Annotated in this window: 13 protein-coding genes; 12 read left to right on the forward strand and 1 reads right to left on the reverse strand. The window is 41.4% G+C overall.

What is annotated here, in order from left to right:
• Positions 1-112 precede the first annotated feature (112 nt).
• The 11 genes from QFZ28_RS13725 to QFZ28_RS13775 all read left to right on the forward strand — a co-directional run bounded on the left by QFZ28_RS13725 (position 113) and on the right by QFZ28_RS13775 (position 13,823).
• Positions 113-1,153, forward strand: a complete 1,041-nt coding sequence (locus QFZ28_RS13725; protein WP_373428136.1) for a sulfate ABC transporter substrate-binding protein — start codon at positions 113-115, stop codon at positions 1,151-1,153.
• A gap of 19 nt (positions 1,154-1,172) precedes the next feature.
• Positions 1,173-2,009 carry a sulfate ABC transporter permease subunit CysT gene (cysT, locus tag QFZ28_RS13730; protein ID WP_307195145.1) on the forward strand — a complete coding sequence of 279 codons (837 nt, stop codon included), beginning with the start codon at positions 1,173-1,175 and terminating at the stop codon, positions 2,007-2,009.
• 15 nt (positions 2,010-2,024) lie between these two features.
• Entirely contained in the window at positions 2,025-2,873 is an 849-nt protein-coding gene (cysW, locus tag QFZ28_RS13735) for a sulfate ABC transporter permease subunit CysW (protein ID WP_307195146.1), read from the forward strand.
• Positions 2,874-2,922: 49 nt separating this feature from the next.
• Positions 2,923-3,987, forward strand: coding sequence for a sulfate/molybdate ABC transporter ATP-binding protein (locus tag QFZ28_RS13740; protein ID WP_307195147.1), 1,065 nt, complete (start codon positions 2,923-2,925; stop codon positions 3,985-3,987).
• A 128-nt stretch (positions 3,988-4,115) separates the two neighbouring features.
• Positions 4,116-5,309: a MalY/PatB family protein gene (locus QFZ28_RS13745; protein WP_307195148.1), complete on the forward strand. Its 1,194-nt coding sequence runs from the start codon at positions 4,116-4,118 to the stop codon at positions 5,307-5,309.
• A gap of 410 nt (positions 5,310-5,719) precedes the next feature.
• Positions 5,720-6,502, forward strand: coding sequence for an NAD-dependent protein deacylase (locus QFZ28_RS13750; protein WP_307195149.1), 783 nt, complete (start codon positions 5,720-5,722; stop codon positions 6,500-6,502).
• Between the two features lie 162 nt (positions 6,503-6,664).
• Entirely contained in the window at positions 6,665-7,981 is a 1,317-nt protein-coding gene (locus QFZ28_RS13755) for an FAD-binding oxidoreductase (RefSeq protein ID WP_373428137.1), read from the forward strand.
• Between the two features lies 1 nt (position 7,982).
• Positions 7,983-9,335: a (Fe-S)-binding protein gene (locus QFZ28_RS13760; protein ID WP_307195151.1), complete on the forward strand. Its 1,353-nt coding sequence runs from the start codon at positions 7,983-7,985 to the stop codon at positions 9,333-9,335.
• A complete protein-coding gene (locus QFZ28_RS13765) occupies positions 9,316-10,764 on the forward strand; it encodes an FAD-linked oxidase C-terminal domain-containing protein (RefSeq protein ID WP_307195152.1) in 1,449 nt (482 codons plus the stop codon). The genes QFZ28_RS13760 and QFZ28_RS13765 overlap by 20 nt, the downstream gene beginning before the upstream one ends.
• 25 nt (positions 10,765-10,789) lie before the next feature.
• On the forward strand, positions 10,790-12,967 hold the full coding sequence (locus tag QFZ28_RS13770) for a malate synthase G (protein WP_307195153.1): 2,178 nt from the start codon (positions 10,790-10,792) through the stop codon (positions 12,965-12,967).
• 88 nt (positions 12,968-13,055) lie between these two features.
• Entirely contained in the window at positions 13,056-13,823 is a 768-nt protein-coding gene (locus QFZ28_RS13775; protein WP_307195154.1) for an IclR family transcriptional regulator, read from the forward strand.
• Positions 13,824-13,863: 40 nt separating this feature from the next.
• Here the strand turns inward: QFZ28_RS13775 and QFZ28_RS13780 are convergent, their stop codons facing one another.
• Positions 13,864-14,853, reverse strand: a complete 990-nt coding sequence (locus QFZ28_RS13780; RefSeq protein WP_307195155.1) for an NADPH:quinone oxidoreductase family protein — start codon at positions 14,851-14,853, stop codon at positions 13,864-13,866.
• A 90-nt stretch (positions 14,854-14,943) separates the two neighbouring features.
• Here QFZ28_RS13780 and QFZ28_RS13785 point away from each other — a divergent pair, with 90 nt between their 5' ends.
• Positions 14,944-16,491 (forward strand): NAD(P)H-hydrate dehydratase, encoded by a 1,548-nt coding sequence (locus QFZ28_RS13785; protein ID WP_307195156.1) that lies wholly within the window; start codon positions 14,944-14,946, stop codon positions 16,489-16,491.
• Positions 16,492-16,506: the final 15 nt, after the last annotated feature.

A 16,506-nucleotide genomic window follows, 5' to 3' on the forward strand; every position in this document is an offset into this window, starting at 1 on the left:
CACACCGAAGGCCCTTTAGTATCTTGTACATGTGCCATGTACAAGGATGAAACTAATGGGGCTTTTTTTATTGGAAAAAGCCTACTAACTAATAGAGGGGTCAATAAACATGATGAAAAAAATTTGGATTACACTATTATCGCTAACTTTACTTTTAGTGGCCGCATGCTCGAATCAAAGCACCACAACTGAGAAAGATACAGAAGCTCCCGCTGTAAAAAAAGAAGTAGAACTATTAAACGTATCATACGATCCAACACGAGAATTTTATGAAGAATTCAACAAAAGCTTTGCCGCTTATTGGGAAAAAGAAAAAGGGCAAAAGGTAACCATCAATCAATCTCATGGTGGTTCCGGTAAGCAGTCACGATCTGTTATTGACGGTTTAGAGGCTGATATTGTTACTCTGGCACTCGCTTATGATATCGATGTCATCGCAGAAGCAGGAAAACTTCCAGTGAATTGGCAGGAACGACTAGATAATAACAGTTCTCCTTACACCTCTACGATTGTGTTTCTTGTTAGAAAAGGCAACCCAAAAGGCATTAATGATTGGGATGATCTCGTGAAAAATGACGTATCCGTGATTACTCCAAATCCGAAAACGTCTGGCGGAGCTCGCTGGAATTACCTAGCTGCCTGGGGATATGCACTGGAGCAAAATAACGGAGACGAAGCAAAAGCAAAAGAATTTGTCACCAAACTCTTTAAAAATGTTCCGGTTTTAGATTCCGGAGCACGCGGTTCTACCACCACGTTTGTGGAAAGAGGTATTGGTGATGTACTGATTGCATGGGAAAACGAGGCCTTTTTAGCCCTAAATGAGTTAGGCAAGGATGAATTTGAAATTGTCGTTCCATCTGTAAGTATCTTAGCAGAGCCGCCAGTTACTGTTGTCGACGAAACAGCCAAGAAACATGGAACAGAAGAGGTTGCTAAAGCATATCTAGACTATCTGTATACTGAGGAAGGCCAAGAAATTGCGGCTAAAAATTATTACCGTCCGCGTTCAGAAGAAGTAGCTAAAAAGTACGAAGACCAATTCCCTGAAATTAACTTATTTACGATTGACGAAGTTTTTGGCGGCTGGAAAAATGCCCAGAAAACCCATTTTGATGATGGCGGTGTCTTTGACGAAATCTACAAACCGTAAGAATAAAGGAGAGTTTTAAGTGGCTAATAAGAGAAAGCGACATCGAGTTTTACCGGGATTTGGTCTTTCCATGGGATACACACTCATTTATTTAAGCTTAGTGGTGTTGATTCCAATTGCATTCCTATTCTTGAAAGCATCTACGGTCAGCCTTGCAGAATTTTGGGAGACCGTTACGGATGACAGAGTGGTCGCTTCCTATAAATTGACGATTTATACTTCGTTTATCGCAGCTTTGGTTAATGCGGTATTCGGGACTCTGATTGCCTGGGTATTGGTAAGGTATGATTTTTATGGGAAACGAATCATTGATGCCCTGGTAGACTTACCGTTTGCTCTTCCAACGGCGGTTGCAGGGATTGCACTTACCACGATTTATGCTCCTAATGGCTGGATAGGGCAATACTTTGAAGCGATGGGGATAAAGGTAGCTTATACGCCGCTCGGTATTATGGTTGCCTTAACTTTTATCGGACTTCCTTTTGTTGTACGTTCGGTTCAGCCGGTACTGCAGGATTTAGATCGTCAGTATGAGGAGGCAGCCTCTACACTTGGTGCCAGTTCGACTCAGATTTTCGTGAAAATTATCTTACCGGCTATTTTCCCCGCTATCCTAACAGGATTTGCCCTTGCCTTTGCAAGGGCTTTAGGGGAATATGGCTCTGTTGTATTCATATCCGGCAACATGCCGATGAAAACGGAAATTGTTCCTTTGCTAATCATAACAAAATTAGAGCAATTCAATTATGCCGGTGCTGCCGCGATCGCCGTTGTCATGCTTGTATTCTCATTCGTTCTATTATTCTTAATCAATTTTTGGCAATGGAGAACGACGAAAAAGTATCAAATGAACTAGGGGAGATAGGGGAATATGATTGTTCAAGAGCTTCGAGAGAAAAATGTAAAAGCCAATTCCGAGCCAGGTCTCCTAAAAAAGTGGGCATTAATCACCATTGCCTTAGGATTTCTAGGAATCTTCATTCTTGTGCCTTTAATCGCTGTTTTCTCTGAGGGACTAAATAAGGGAATTGAGCTGTACTTCGCATCTTTGACAGAACGTGACGCTTTATCGGCGATTAAATTAACGTTGCTTACAGCTGCGATAACGATTCCAGTTAACACAATTTTCGGGGTGTTGGCTGCTTGGTCCATTACAAAGTTTAATTTTAGAGGTAAAAATATTTTAATTACCTTAATTGACATTCCGTTTGCAGTTTCACCGGTCATTGCCGGGCTCGTTTTTGTCCTTTTGTTTGGTTCACAGGGAGTATTGGGTCCGTTTCTAGAGGCAAATGATATCAAGATTATCTTTGCGGTACCAGGAATCATTTTAGCGACTATTTTTGTTACCTTCCCATTTGTGGTCAGGGAACTGCTCCCCGTCATGGAAGAGCAAGGAACAGAAGAAGAACAAGCCGCCATTACGCTTGGTGCAAGCGGCTGGCAAATGTTCTTTCGGGTGACATTACCCAATATTAAGTGGGGGTTACTGTACGGAATCATTCTTTGTAACGCTCGAGCCATGGGTGAATTCGGTGCAGTATCCGTTGTTTCCGGCCATATTAGAGGGTTAACCAATACCATTCCTCTTCATGTTGAAATTTTGTACAACGAATACAATTTCACTGCTGCATTTGCCGCTGCTTCCTTACTAGCACTTTTAGCGATACTAACATTAATTTTAAAAAGCCTCGTGGAGTGGAAAACGAAAAAACACTAAAAGAGATTATGTAAAATTATGTGTGTTATTAAAATGGAGGATTGAACAAATGGGGATTACAATCAAGGATGTATCAAAGGCGTTTGGAAACTTTCCGGCGGTTAAAAACGTAAATCTAGAAATTCCTACAGGAGATTTTGTAGCCTTATTAGGACCATCAGGTTCTGGAAAAACCACTCTTCTAAGGCTCATTGCAGGTTTGGAAGGGTTAGATTCTGGAGGAATCTTTTTCAATGACAAGGAATACACTTATAAAACGATTAAAGAACGGAATGTAGGATTTGTTTTTCAAAATTACGCGTTATTCAAGCATATGACGATATTTGAAAATGTAGCTTTTGGATTAAATGTAAAACCAAGAAAAACCCGTCCCTCTAAAAATGAAATTACTGAAAAGGTAAATGAATTGTTAAAGCTCGTTCAATTAGAGCATCTTGCCACTCGCTATCCTTCACAGCTTTCAGGGGGGCAAAGACAGCGGATTGCATTGGCAAGGGCACTTGCCGTAGAACCAGAAGTCCTGCTTCTTGACGAACCGTTTGGGGCACTCGATGCAAAGGTTCGTCAAGAACTGCGTCACTGGTTAAGGGAAATTCATCAAAGGCTAAACATTACCACCATTTTTGTTACCCACGACCAAGAAGAGGCATTAGAAATGGCAGATACCGTAGTCGTGATGAATCAAGGACAAATAGAACAAATTGGGTCTCCAGAGGAAGTGTATCAAAAGCCAGCAAATGCGTTTGTTTACAGTTTCTTAGGAAGAGTTAACGAGTTTCGGGATTCTAAGATGTCAGAGGCAATCAGTTATATTCGGCCGCATGAAATTGTTCTGCGAAAATTTTTACAAGGAAACAGCATTTTGTCTGAGGTTTCACATATTCATATTATCGGGTCCACCGTAAGGATTGAATTAAGACGCCAGGATACGGGTGCTCTTTTTGAAGCCGAGATGAGTATCGATCAGTATCAAAGTATGACTCCTGTCAAAAGGGGCGATATTCTTTTTGCTGAATTTAAAAATATTATTGTCTTTGATCATCATAAGGAAAATAAACTAGCCCATGGAGGAAAAATAGGGATTAGAAACTCTTTAAAAAGCAAATTAATATAGAAGGAAACGGTGCTAGGAAATCCTGGCACTTATTTTTATGGAGGAATCGTTATGATTGAAATATACATATATTAGGCATACATTAGAAATAAGAAGTTTTGTAAAAAACTATGGGAAGGGCGGATAAGATGAAATATAATTTTGATGAGATTGTTAATCGGAGAGGTACTTATTCTGTAAAGTGGGATGGAGGCCAACTCATAAAAAATATGGGTCTAACTGAAAGATATGATGAAGATACCATTCCGTTATTTACAGCTGACATGGATTTACCGGTTCCACAGCCCTTAATCGAGGCATTACATAAGACCGTTGATCATCGAATCTTCGGTTATTCTGTATTTCCCGATGAGTATTTTGAAGCCGTACAGCATTGGTTTAAAAAGAGACATGATTGGGAGTTTAAGAAGGAAGATATCGTCTACAGTCCGGGGACGGTCCATGCCCTGAATGTTGCGGTAAGGGCACTTACAAAACCAGGAGAAGGAGTCATCATTCAAAGACCTGTTTATCCTCCATTTACATCGTCGATCAATGCGAACGGAAGAACACTTCTGAATAATGCACTTATCGTTGATGAGGAAGGCTATTATTCGATTGATTTTGCTGATTTTGAAGAGAAGGCTTCAGATGAAAATACGAAAATGTTTATATTGTGTAACCCACATAATCCAACCGGAAGAGTGTTTACTACCGATGAGCTGAGAAAATTAGCTGATATTTGTGCGAATAATGATGTATTGATCATAGCAGATGAAATTCATGGCGATATCGTCCGACGTGATCAAACCTTTATTCCAATTGCAAAAGCAGCTCCTGAGCATGCTGACAAGATTATCACGTTTACGGCCATAAACAAGACCTTTAATGTAGCAGGACTTCATTGTACCAATGTGATTATCTCAAATCCTGAGCTCAGGAAAACCTTCTTTGGCGTCATGGGCATGCATTTACCGTCACCTTTTACCGTCTCAGCCCTCCTTGCTGTTTATCATGAGGGAGAAGACTGGTTAGAGCAGCTGAAAGAGTACATTGACGGAACCATGGAATGGGCAGTCGACTTTTTAGCAGAGAAAATGCCAAAAGTGAAGGTAAGAATACCTGAAGGAACCTACATAATGTGGATGGACTTCAGCGACTACGGCATATCCCCGGATGAAGTTCATGACCGGATTTATAACAAAGCAAATGTTTTATTGGAAGATGGAAAAATGTTCGGAGAAGAAGGTCTGCACTATCAAAGAATCTGCATTCCATCACCAAGACCGATGATAAAAGAAGCATTCGAACGAATCGCTAGAGAGTTTGAAGATTTGAAATAGGTAATTGGAGATTAGTTGCGGATAGGCTGGGATTAGTTGCGGATGGGCTGGAATTAGTTGCGGATAGGCTGGGATTAGTTGCGGATGGGCTGGGATTAGTTGCGGATGGCTGGGATTAGTTGCGGATGGGCTGGGATTAGTTGCGGATAGCGGGAATTAGTTGCGGATAGCAGAGAATACTTGCGGATAGCGGAGAATACTTGCTGATAGCAGAGAATACTTGCGGATAGCAGAGAATACTTGCGGATGGCAGAAAATACTGACGTATAACCAGAAACACTGTCGCATAAACCAAAACACTGGCGTATAGCCGAAAATACTGACTTATAGCAAAATGCTAGCAATATGATAGCAATCATTACACAAGCTGATATCCCTAAATAAGCACTAAGTTTCATAGGAGTGGTGATATGGAGAGTAGTATGCTTCAAACCTGCACGAACTTGATAAAGAATGCAAAAAACATTGTCGTCCTAACGGGTGCAGGAATTAGTACCGAATCAGGTATCAAGGATTTTCGTTCCCAAACAGGGATTTATCAAATGGCCCCTGAATATATTCTCTCACTTGATAATTTTTATCATAACCCAGCGGGGTTTTATCAGTTTGCTATTGAAAATCTTTACCACCCAGAAGCACGTCCGAATCAAGGACATGAAATCCTCGCTAAATGGGAAACCGATGGGAAGGTTAGCCATATAATCACGCAAAATATTGATGGTCTCCATCAAAAAGCAGGTTCTAAACAGGTAATCGAATTTCATGGGACCATGAAAACCGCTTCCTGTCAAAACTGTGGAAAAACCTATTCGACTGAAGAAATGATCAACAAACGAAACACGATGGAAGAATTTTATGTTTGCGACCACTGTAGTACGCCTGCCAAAAACCAACGGTATATTAAACCCGATGTCGTCCTATTTGGAGATACCGGTGAATGGTTTACGATGGAGGGCTTCAATGAAATTATTAACATCATCCTTCAAGCGGACTGCTTATTAGTATTGGGAACAAGTTTAAAAGTAACCCCATTCTCCACATTCCCACAATATAGAAGTGAAGGTACCCCATTGATAATAGTCAATAAGGGTGATACACCTTATGACAAGAACAAGGATACTTTTGTCATCTTTGACTCAATCGGAGAAACATTAACAAAAATAAATGATAGTATAAATCCACCCATATTTTAAGGGGGTGGATTTTCCGCATTCATTGAGTAGAGGGGTTTTTTTATTTCAATTTTCTAAATAGATTGACAATTAGAAGCGAGGAAAATAAACTTAAAGGGTAGATTTCTTTACCATAAAGCAGAAACACTGTTTGTTATTACGTAACAAAGCGAGGTGAAACGATTGATTACGAGTGAAAATCTAACTGAATTAAAAACAGTTTTTAAAGACATCCAGATTAATGAAGAAGACCACAATCATCCACTAGGGAATACTGGCAGAATAACGATTTTTCCAAAAACAGAACAAGAAATTTCAGCTGTTTTAGCGTATGCCAATACCAATAAAAACACTGTCTTTATCATGGGAGGCGGTACGAAAAGAGGATATGGGGGGTTGCTTGAAAAAGCAGACATTCTCTTATCGTTAGCTCAATATACTGGAATCGTTGAGCATAATCCAGGGGATATGACATTGACGGTAAAAGCTGGTACCCCATTCCAAGAGATTCAAAACTATTTAGCACCATACAAGCAAAGAGTTCCACTTGATCCTTTCATTCCGGAACATGCGACAATGGGGGGAATTGTTTCCGTTAACGATAGCGGCCCAAAAAGACTGGGATATGGGGCTGCCAGAGACAATGTGATCGGCCTCCGGATGGTCTATCCCGACGGAACTCTGATTCGTTCAGGTGGAAAGGTAGTAAAAAATGTTGCCGGATATGATATGAATAAGTTATTTATCGGAGCAATGGGCACCCTCGGTGTTGTATCACAAGTGACGGTAAAGCTGCGTCCGATAGCACAATATGAATCTATTCTTATTGTATCCTTCTCTGAAAGAAATGTTGAAGAGATTCGAGCATTTGCTGTCAAGGTGCTTGATTCGATGATTGAACCCATTAGCCTCGAGTTACTTAACCCCTCCTTTGCTGGGAAATTGACAAACATTAATCAATACACATTGCTTATATCGTTTGAAGATGTAAAAAGCTCCGTACAATATCAAGAAAATGTTATCAGAAGTATTGTCCCTGATAAAACCACCCTAAGATCCCTATCACAAAATGAAGCAGCTTCCTTCTGGGATAATTTTTACTACCACCAACCTAACGGCTTAACAAACGTAACCACCACGGAGGCAGTACTCAAAGTTGGCGTTGTCAACTTAGATACTATCAAGATTTTAAAAGAGGCAGAGCTAATCGCTGATGCTTGTCATGTCTCCATCGAAGCACATGGCGGTTTAGCGACGGGCATATGTTACCTGACCATTCGTGGCGCAAACGAGGATATTTTATCTGCGATTCAACACATAAGAAAAAGTGTCATGAAGCTTGGTGGATATGCCATTGTAAAGCACCTTCCATTTTTTCTCCGTAAAGAAATAAATGTTTGGGGAGAAGAAACCCCGGCACACTTTCTCTATGAAGGGATCAAGCAAAAAATTGATGCAAACAAAATCATAAATAAGAATCGTTATGTCGGAGGGATATAGCATGAGTGTGAAGGAAAGTGATTTAAACCAAGACACGCCTTGTACATCCTCTCTAGGAAACTATTTATGGCGAGATCCGCCACAGGAAAAAAAGTGGGCGGATTGTGTACATTGTGGCATGTGCTTAGAATCTTGTCCTACATATGAACAAACCGGAGAAGAGCAGCATTCACCACGAGGCCGTGTCTATCTCATAAAGGCAGTAGCAGAAGGAAAGCTGAATGTGGATGAACATTTTGCGAACCCCGTTTTTTCCTGTCTCGATTGTCGTGCCTGTACGACTGCCTGCCCTGTTGATGTTGACGTTGGCGGGCTGATTGAGGAAGCAAGAGGACAGATCCGTCAAGCGGTGCCGCTTAAAGGCTGGGAGGGAGCGGTAAACAAGTTCTTTCTTCATGGTGTGTTCCCACATCATAATCGCTTACGTTCTCTTGGCGGTCTGTTAAGGTTTTACCAGCGGAGCGGATTGCAAAAGGTCGTCCGAAAAACAAAGCTAATCAATATGCTGCCACAGCATTTAGTCGAACTGGAATCCATTATGCCGGAAGTCAAAAGGTCTGTTCGCAAAACTCTGATAAAAGCTAAAGGTGAAACCAAGCAAGAAGTGGCGCTGCTGACTGGCTGTGTAATGGATGTATTTTTTAGTGATATCAACGACTCTACCATCAATGTTCTCACAAGGAATGGAAATGACGTGAGTATTCCGACAAATCAAACCTGCTGCGGGGCACTGCATGTTCATGCTGGTGACCGCGAAATGGGCAGGAAGCTTGCAAAGCAGAATATCGAAGCGTTTGAAAAGGCAGAAAAGGTCATCGTCAATGCTGCTGGGTGCGGGTGCATGATGAAGGAGTATGCAGAATTATTCCGTGATGAACCAGAATGGAAAAAACGTGCGGAAATATTTGAAAAGAAGGTAGTCGATATCTCCAAATACTTGCACGACACCGGCTATGAAAAACCAAAAGCAGCCATTCATACTCGAATCACCTATCATGATGCCTGCCATTTAGCACACGGGCAGGGGGTAAGGCACGAACCTCGTGACATTTTGCTCGATATTCCGGGAGTAGAAATGGTGCACATGCCAAACGCAGACCGCTGCTGCGGGAGTGCGGGAATCTATAATATTACCAATCCTGAAATGGCGGATGCTGTTCTAAAAAGTAAAATGGAAAACGTCCCAGAGGATGTTGAAATGATTTCGATGGGTAATCCCGGCTGCATGATACAAATGGCATTAGGTGTGCAAAAATACGGCAGAAGCCAAAAGATTGTCCACACCATTCAGCTTCTCGACTGGGCCTATCAAAAAGAAGAAGGGGATGAACAAAATGTCCTTCTTAAAGATTGATACCACTGACAAGCATATTTTTAATCTTGCAGCAATCGTAGGCGGACTGCGTTCTATTTTATATAAAGAAGCAGACCTGCTCGCATATGATTGCGATGGATTTACAATTCATAAGCATTTGCCAAAAGCAGTAGTATTTCCAAAAAACACTCAAGAAGTATCCAAACTAGTAAAATACTGTTCTGACAATGGTCTCCCTTTCTTAGCCCGTGGTGCTGGAACAGGTTTGAGCGGAGGGGCCATTCCTGTGAATGGCGAAGTTATCATAAGTATGGTGCGTATGAAAAAGCTAATCAGTGTTGATCTTGAAAATAGAAGAGCAGTAGTGGAACCAGGCTTTGTTAATCTTAAACTTACAAACTCCATTTCAGATAGAGGTTATTACTATGCCCCCGACCCTTCGAGCCAATATTGCTGCACGATTGGCGGGAATGTAGCAGAAAATGCAGGTGGTGCACATTGTTTGAAATACGGAGTCACCACGAACCATATTCTTGGTCTAGAAGTGGTACTTCCGAATGGAGAGATCATTGAGATTGGCAGGAATGGTCTTTTGGATGAACCCGGATACGATTTACTCGGACTCTTGACTGGTTCTGAAGGAACGCTCGGTATTGTTACGAAAATCACCGTCCGTATTTTAAAAAATCCAGAAGGAAAACAGACGGTTCTCGCTTATTTTGACAAGGTTGAAGATGGCAGCCAAGCTGTTTCTGATATTATCTCAGCAGGAATTGTTCCCGCAGCACTGGAAATGATGGACAAAACAGCGATTGAAGCGGTGGAGGCGGCTGCATTTCCTGTTGGTCATCCAAAGGATATTGAGGCAGTTTTACTTATAGAAGTTGATGGTATAGCCGCAGGCATAGAGGAACAAATCAACCAGATTTTGGAGGTTTGTAAAAAAAGTAATGTTCGAGAGGTCCGTGCGGCCAAAGATGAAGAAGAAAGAGGAAGGTGGTGGGCTAATCGTAAAACAGGATTTGGAGCGATGGGTGCGATTTCACCTGATTATTTAGTACAGGATGGGGTTATTCCGAGAAGCAAGCTTCCGGAGGTCCTGAAGAAAATTGCACAGATTAGTAAAGAATCCGGTTTGCGGATTGCCAATATTTTTCATGCGGGCGATGGAAATCTCCATCCACTCGTTCTATTTGATGCCCGTAAACCGGGTGAAATCGAAAAAGCATTAGAAGCTGGAAGTCTTTGTTTGAAGGCTTGTGCAGATGTTGGCGGAACGATCACTGGTGAGCATGGGGTAGGAATCGAAAAACGGGAAGAAATGCGTTTTGTTTTTAAAGAGGAAGAAATACTCGCACAAACCAATATCCGTGAAGTATTTAATCCAAGTAATCTCTTAAATGCCGGGAAACTCTTCCCGACACCGGGGCGCTGCGTGGAAATAAAAAAAGAAATCAATGCGAAGTAGAAAAGCTGTTAGGGAGGAATGTTGAATGAATAAATATGTGAATGTAGGTAAATTACAAGTAGCGAGTGAATTATATAAATTTATTAATTCTGAAGCATTGCCAGGAAGCCAAGTGGACCAGGGTCAGTTTTGGTCAGGGTTTGAAGAAATCATTAAAGAGTTGACTCCGAGAAATAAGGAATTGCTTGCTAAAAGGGATGAATTGCAAACGAAAATTAATAGATGGCACCGGGAAAATAAAGATTTTAAATTTGATAGGTACAAAGCATTTTTAGAAGAAATCGGCTATCTCCTGCCAGAACCAGAAGATTTTAGTATTTCTACTGAAGGTGCAGATGATGAAATTGCGCTTAAAGCAGGCCCTCAATTGGTTGTACCCGTTGATAATGCCCGCTATGCCATTAATGCTGCAAATGCACGGTGGGGAAGCTTGTACGATGCCTTATACGGTACAGATGTGATTAGTGATGAAGGCGGAGCACAAAACCAAGGTGATTATAATCCTGTCCGTGGGGAAAAGGTCATTGCTTTTGCTAGAAATTTTCTTGATGAAACGATCCCTTTACAAGTTGGGACACATAAAGAGGCAGTAAGCTATACCATTGACCAAGGAAGTTTGATGATTACCTTGCGTAATGGAGATATTACTACGTTAAAAAATGAAGAAAAATTTGTTGGGTATCAAGGTGAGCCTGATCAGCCTTCTGCTGTCCTATTGAAAAATAATGATAATTACTTTGAAATTCAAATCGACCGAAGTCATTCTATCGGAAAGACAGATGCTGCAGGTGTAAAAGATATTCTCCTAGAATCGGCTCTTACATCGATTATGGACTGTGAAGACTCTGTGGCAGCAGTCGACGCACAGGATAAGGTTCTTGTGTATCGGAATTGGCTAGGCTTAAATAAAGGCAGCCTTAGTACTACTTTTACAAAAGGAAAAAAAACCTTAACCCGCACACTCAATCCAGATCGCAATTATGTGTCGCCTAGTGGCAGTGAATTTACCTTGCCAGGTCGAGCATTAATGCTGGTTAGAAATGTAGGCCATCTGATGACCAATAATGCCATTCTAGATGGAAACGGGAATGAAGTACAGGAGGGGATTATCGACGCTGTTGTTACCTCTCTGTGTGCAAAGCACTCTCTAATTGGAAACACCACTTTCAAAAACTCAGAAAAAGGATCTATCTATATTGTAAAGCCAAAAATGCATGGTCCAGAAGAAGTCGCATTTGCAAATGAACTTTTTAATAGAACAGAAGATTTACTCGAGTTAGCCAGAAATACACTGAAAATTGGGGTCATGGATGAGGAACGCCGAACTTCGTTAAATCTTAAAGCCTGTATCAAGGAAGTACAGGAGCGTGTTGTCTTTATTAACACAGGATTCCTTGATCGGACGGGTGATGAAATGCACACGTCGATGGAGGCGGGTGCGATGATCCGAAAGAATGAGATGAAATCTACGCTATGGCTGCAAAGCTACGAGAAATCTAATGTGAACAATGGTCTTTCTACCGGCTTCCAAGGACGTGCTCAAATCGGTAAGGGAATGTGGGCAATGCCTGATTTAATGAAGAGCATGCTCGAGCAAAAAATAGGACATTTAATGGCAGGAGGAAATACAGCATGGGTTCCATCGCCGACAGCCGCAACACTGCATGCACTTCATTACCATCAAGTAAATGTAAAGGATGTACAAAATGATCTTCTCGGCAGTATTTCTGATTTACGGGATGATATTTTACAAATTCCGGTTTCTGATCAAACGATCTGGAGTCCAGAAGAAATCCAAGCCGAGCTTGATAATAACGCTCAAGGAATACTTGGCTATGTTGTAAGGTGGGTGGAGCAGGGAATCGGCTGTTCAAAGGTACCTGATATTAATAATATAGCGCTCATGGAAGACCGAGCCACTCTTCGTATTTCCAGTCAGCACGTTGCGAACTGGCTGCACCACGGAATTTGTACAAAGGAACAAGTGGTTAAAACGCTAGAGAGAATGGCTAAAGTAGTAGATGAACAAAATGCAGACGATCCTGCCTACAGACCAATGGCCAATGACTTAGAGCAATCAGTTGCCTTCCAGGCAGCATGTGATTTAGTGTTTAAAGGCTATGACCAGCCAAGTGGATATACGGAACCAATCTTGCACAGCCGCCGTCTCGAAGCGAAAGCAAAATATTCAGTTCGAGCCTAATCAAAGATGTAGTCAGGGCATTTTTTCAAAATGCCTGATGTAGGAAGGCATTTTCTTCAATTATGCCTTAGCAAAGAGGTGGGTAAGTTTGCAAAGAGATAATGTGGTAAAGTCCGTAAGCAGGGCACTAGATATTATTGCACTTGTGGGTATGAAAAAGGGCGGTCTTGGTGTTACGGAGATTGCTAATCAAATTGATATCAATAAAAGCTCTGTTTTTAGAACATTGTCCACCCTTGTTCAATATGGCTATATCGAACAGGATCATGAAACAGGGAAATACAAGCTCGGGCTTAAGTTCCTGGAAATTAGCTCAAAGCTGTTAGAATCTATTGATCTAAGAACTGAAGCAATGCCATTTCTCCAAAAGCTTGAAAATAAGACGAATGAAGTGATTCATCTTGTTGTCTATGACCAGGGAGAAGTGGTTTATATTGAAAAATTAGAAGGAAATGAAACCTTACGAACCCACTCAAAGGTTGGAAAAAGAGCTCCGATGCATTGTACGTCCGTTGGGAAGGCGATACTTTCCCATTTGCCTGAAAGTGATGTTCTGGCTATCCTTAACCGCAAAGGGTTGCCGTATCATACAGACCATACGATTACTTCGACGGAAGAATTCTTGCGTGAGCTAAAACAAATAAGACAAAGGGGTTACGCGTTAGACTTAGAAGAAAATGAGTATGGTATTACCTGCATCGCTGCACCTGTTTTTGATCATTTAGGAAATGTCGTAGCGGCTGTCAGTATATCAGGTCCAACGACACGAATGACCACCGAGCGTTTGAACCAACTCGGACCAATTATGATCCAAACAAGCCAGCAAATATCAGCAAGACTCGGGCATGTTAAATAAAACAAGCCGCAAAACTTGGAAGAGTTTTGCGGCTTTTCTTTTACATTTTTACAATAAAGCGTCCTCTGGCCTGCCCTTGTAAAATAATCGGGAGAGTCGCTGGAAGCTCTTCTAAACTTATTTCTTTGGAAATGGATTCTAAAACTTCCGGTTTAAAATCACTGACCATTCGCTGCCAAAGTGGTTTACGGACTTCCATTGTACAATAGACAGAATCAATACCAAGAAGATTGATCCCACGCAGGATAAACGGAAACACCGTGGCAGGGACGTTGCCGCCGCCTGTTAATCCACTGACCGCCACTGAACCATTATAGTGGATTTTACTTAAAATAGCTGCAAGTGATTCTCCGCCAACTGGATCAACGGCACCAGCCCAAAGCTGTTTATCTAACGCTTTGACCTTTCCGTTGTAAACTTCCTCCCGAGAAATAACCTCTTTGGCACCAAGTTTATGTAAATAGTCGTATTCACTTTCTTTTCCAGTGCTAGCAACAACTTCGTAGCCTCGTTTTGCCAAGATGGCAACAGCGATACTTCCTACTCCTCCAGTTGCGCCTGAAACTAGCACTTTTCCTTTTTCAGGAGAGAGTCCGTTTTCTTCAAGTCTTTGTACCGAAAGTGCGGCCGTTAACCCAGCTGTTCCATAAATCATAGATTCTTTTAAAGAAAGGCCAGCAGGTAATGGTACAATCCAATCAGCGGGAATCCGTGCATATTCACTGTAACCGCCATAATGGGAAACCCCAATTTCATAACTGGTGGCAATGACTTGGTCTCCCTCTGAGAAACAGGGGTCTTCCGAAGAAACAACCACTCCAGCTAAATCAATCCCTGGTACAAACGGGTAGGACCTGACAATTTTCCCTTCAGGAATACTGGCTAAGCCGTCTTTGTAATTAATACTAGAATAAGCAACATTAATTAATACTTCACCCGCAGGTAAATCATTTAAAGAAATATGTTTAATCCCAACCGAAAAATCACTTTCTGTCTTATCAACGACTAAAGCCTTGAAATCCTCTTTCAAAATAATAACACCCTCCCCAATATAAAATTTTCCATTTCCATCATACTACATTATTATTAATGTATAGAACTCTGAATTGGAGTGATGCTTATGTTTGCAGCAGGACAAAAGGAAATGCAGAAAATGGATCAGTACACCATTGAAAAAATCGGCTTACCTGGCGTTGTGTTAATGGAGAATGCGGGAGCTAGATTAGTAGAGGAAATACTCAAAAGTACAACTAGCAGCAATCCAAAAGTGATTGTTTTAGCAGGAGGCGGCAATAATGGCGGTGATGGTTTCGTCATCGCACGCAGGCTATTTGATCATGGATTACATCCAAAGCTGTGGTTATTAGCAGACCCTGAACGAATAAAGGGCGATGCTAAATTACATTTAGATATTTATCTGAATAGAGGATTACCGCTAATTCAACTTCAAAAAAATAACATGAATACACTTCAGGTTGAGTTATGTCAGGCAGACATTATAATCGACGCCATTCTAGGAACGGGTGTAAATGGTCCAGTTCGAGAACCTCTAAAAGACGTTATTTCGTTGGTTAATACATATGAAGGTAAGAAAATAATCATTTCAGTTGACATTCCATCAGGGGTTAGCAGTAATACGGGTAAGGTTGAGGGAGAAGCCATCAAAGCATCAAAGACGATTACCTTTGTGTTCCCGAAAAAAGGATTCTTTTTAAATGAAGGACCTCAACATATTGGTGAGTGGAAGGCAGTAGACATTTCTGTACCGCCTACGATTGTTAAAGATTTAGAATTAGATTTACCTAAAATAATTACCGAACATCGAGCCAAGGCTGCTATTCCAATACGATCAAAACATGGTCATAAGGGCACTTTCGGTCATGTGCTTATTCTAGGCGGTTCTCGGCAATATGTCGGTGCTCCAATCTTCTCAGCAAAATCTGCCTTGCATTCTGGAGCTGGACTAGCCACACTAGCAATACCAGAAACGATTTATCCAATGGCAGCTGCACAAAATCCTGAATCTTTGTTACTGCCTTTGTCAGCTGAGGATGGACATTTTGCAGAAGGTGCAATTGATGAACTCGGGCCATTGCTCCATCAATTTGACTGTGTTGCAGTTGGACCAGGAATAAGCATATTTCCAAACGGAGAAGAGTGGATGAATGCATTATTCTCTAACCTGACCAATCATCCCGTGGTTATTGATGCAGACGCTCTTTACCTAATCCGCAATCAAATGGATATGCTTAAAAACTATAAGGGTCAGGTAATCATGACTCCTCACCCAGGAGAAATGTCAAAGCTGTTAAATATATCGGTGAAGGAAGTAGAAGAAAATCGACTTGAAATCGCGCGTCAATTTGCTAAAGAGCATTCAATCTATTTACTTTTAAAAGGACATCGTTCTGTAATCGCAGCACCATCGGGAGAACTATACATAAACCCACATGGTCATGATGCCCTCGGAAAAGGCGGGAGTGGTGACGTTTTAACAGGACTAATTGCGTCTTTTCTTGCTCAAGGAGCACCTCCACTAAACGCGCTAATTTCTGCTAGTTATTTACATGCTCGTGCCGGTGAAGAGAAAGCAAAAGAATTATCCAGATATGGCGTAATGCCTTTTGATATCATCGATGGGGTAAAGAGGCTTTTAAACGAATTGTAACATTCTTATTTATGT

Origin of the sequence: Neobacillus niacini (assembly GCF_030817695.1) — a bacterium.
GTDB lineage: Bacteria > Bacillota > Bacilli > Bacillales > Cytobacillaceae > Neobacillus > Neobacillus niacini_F.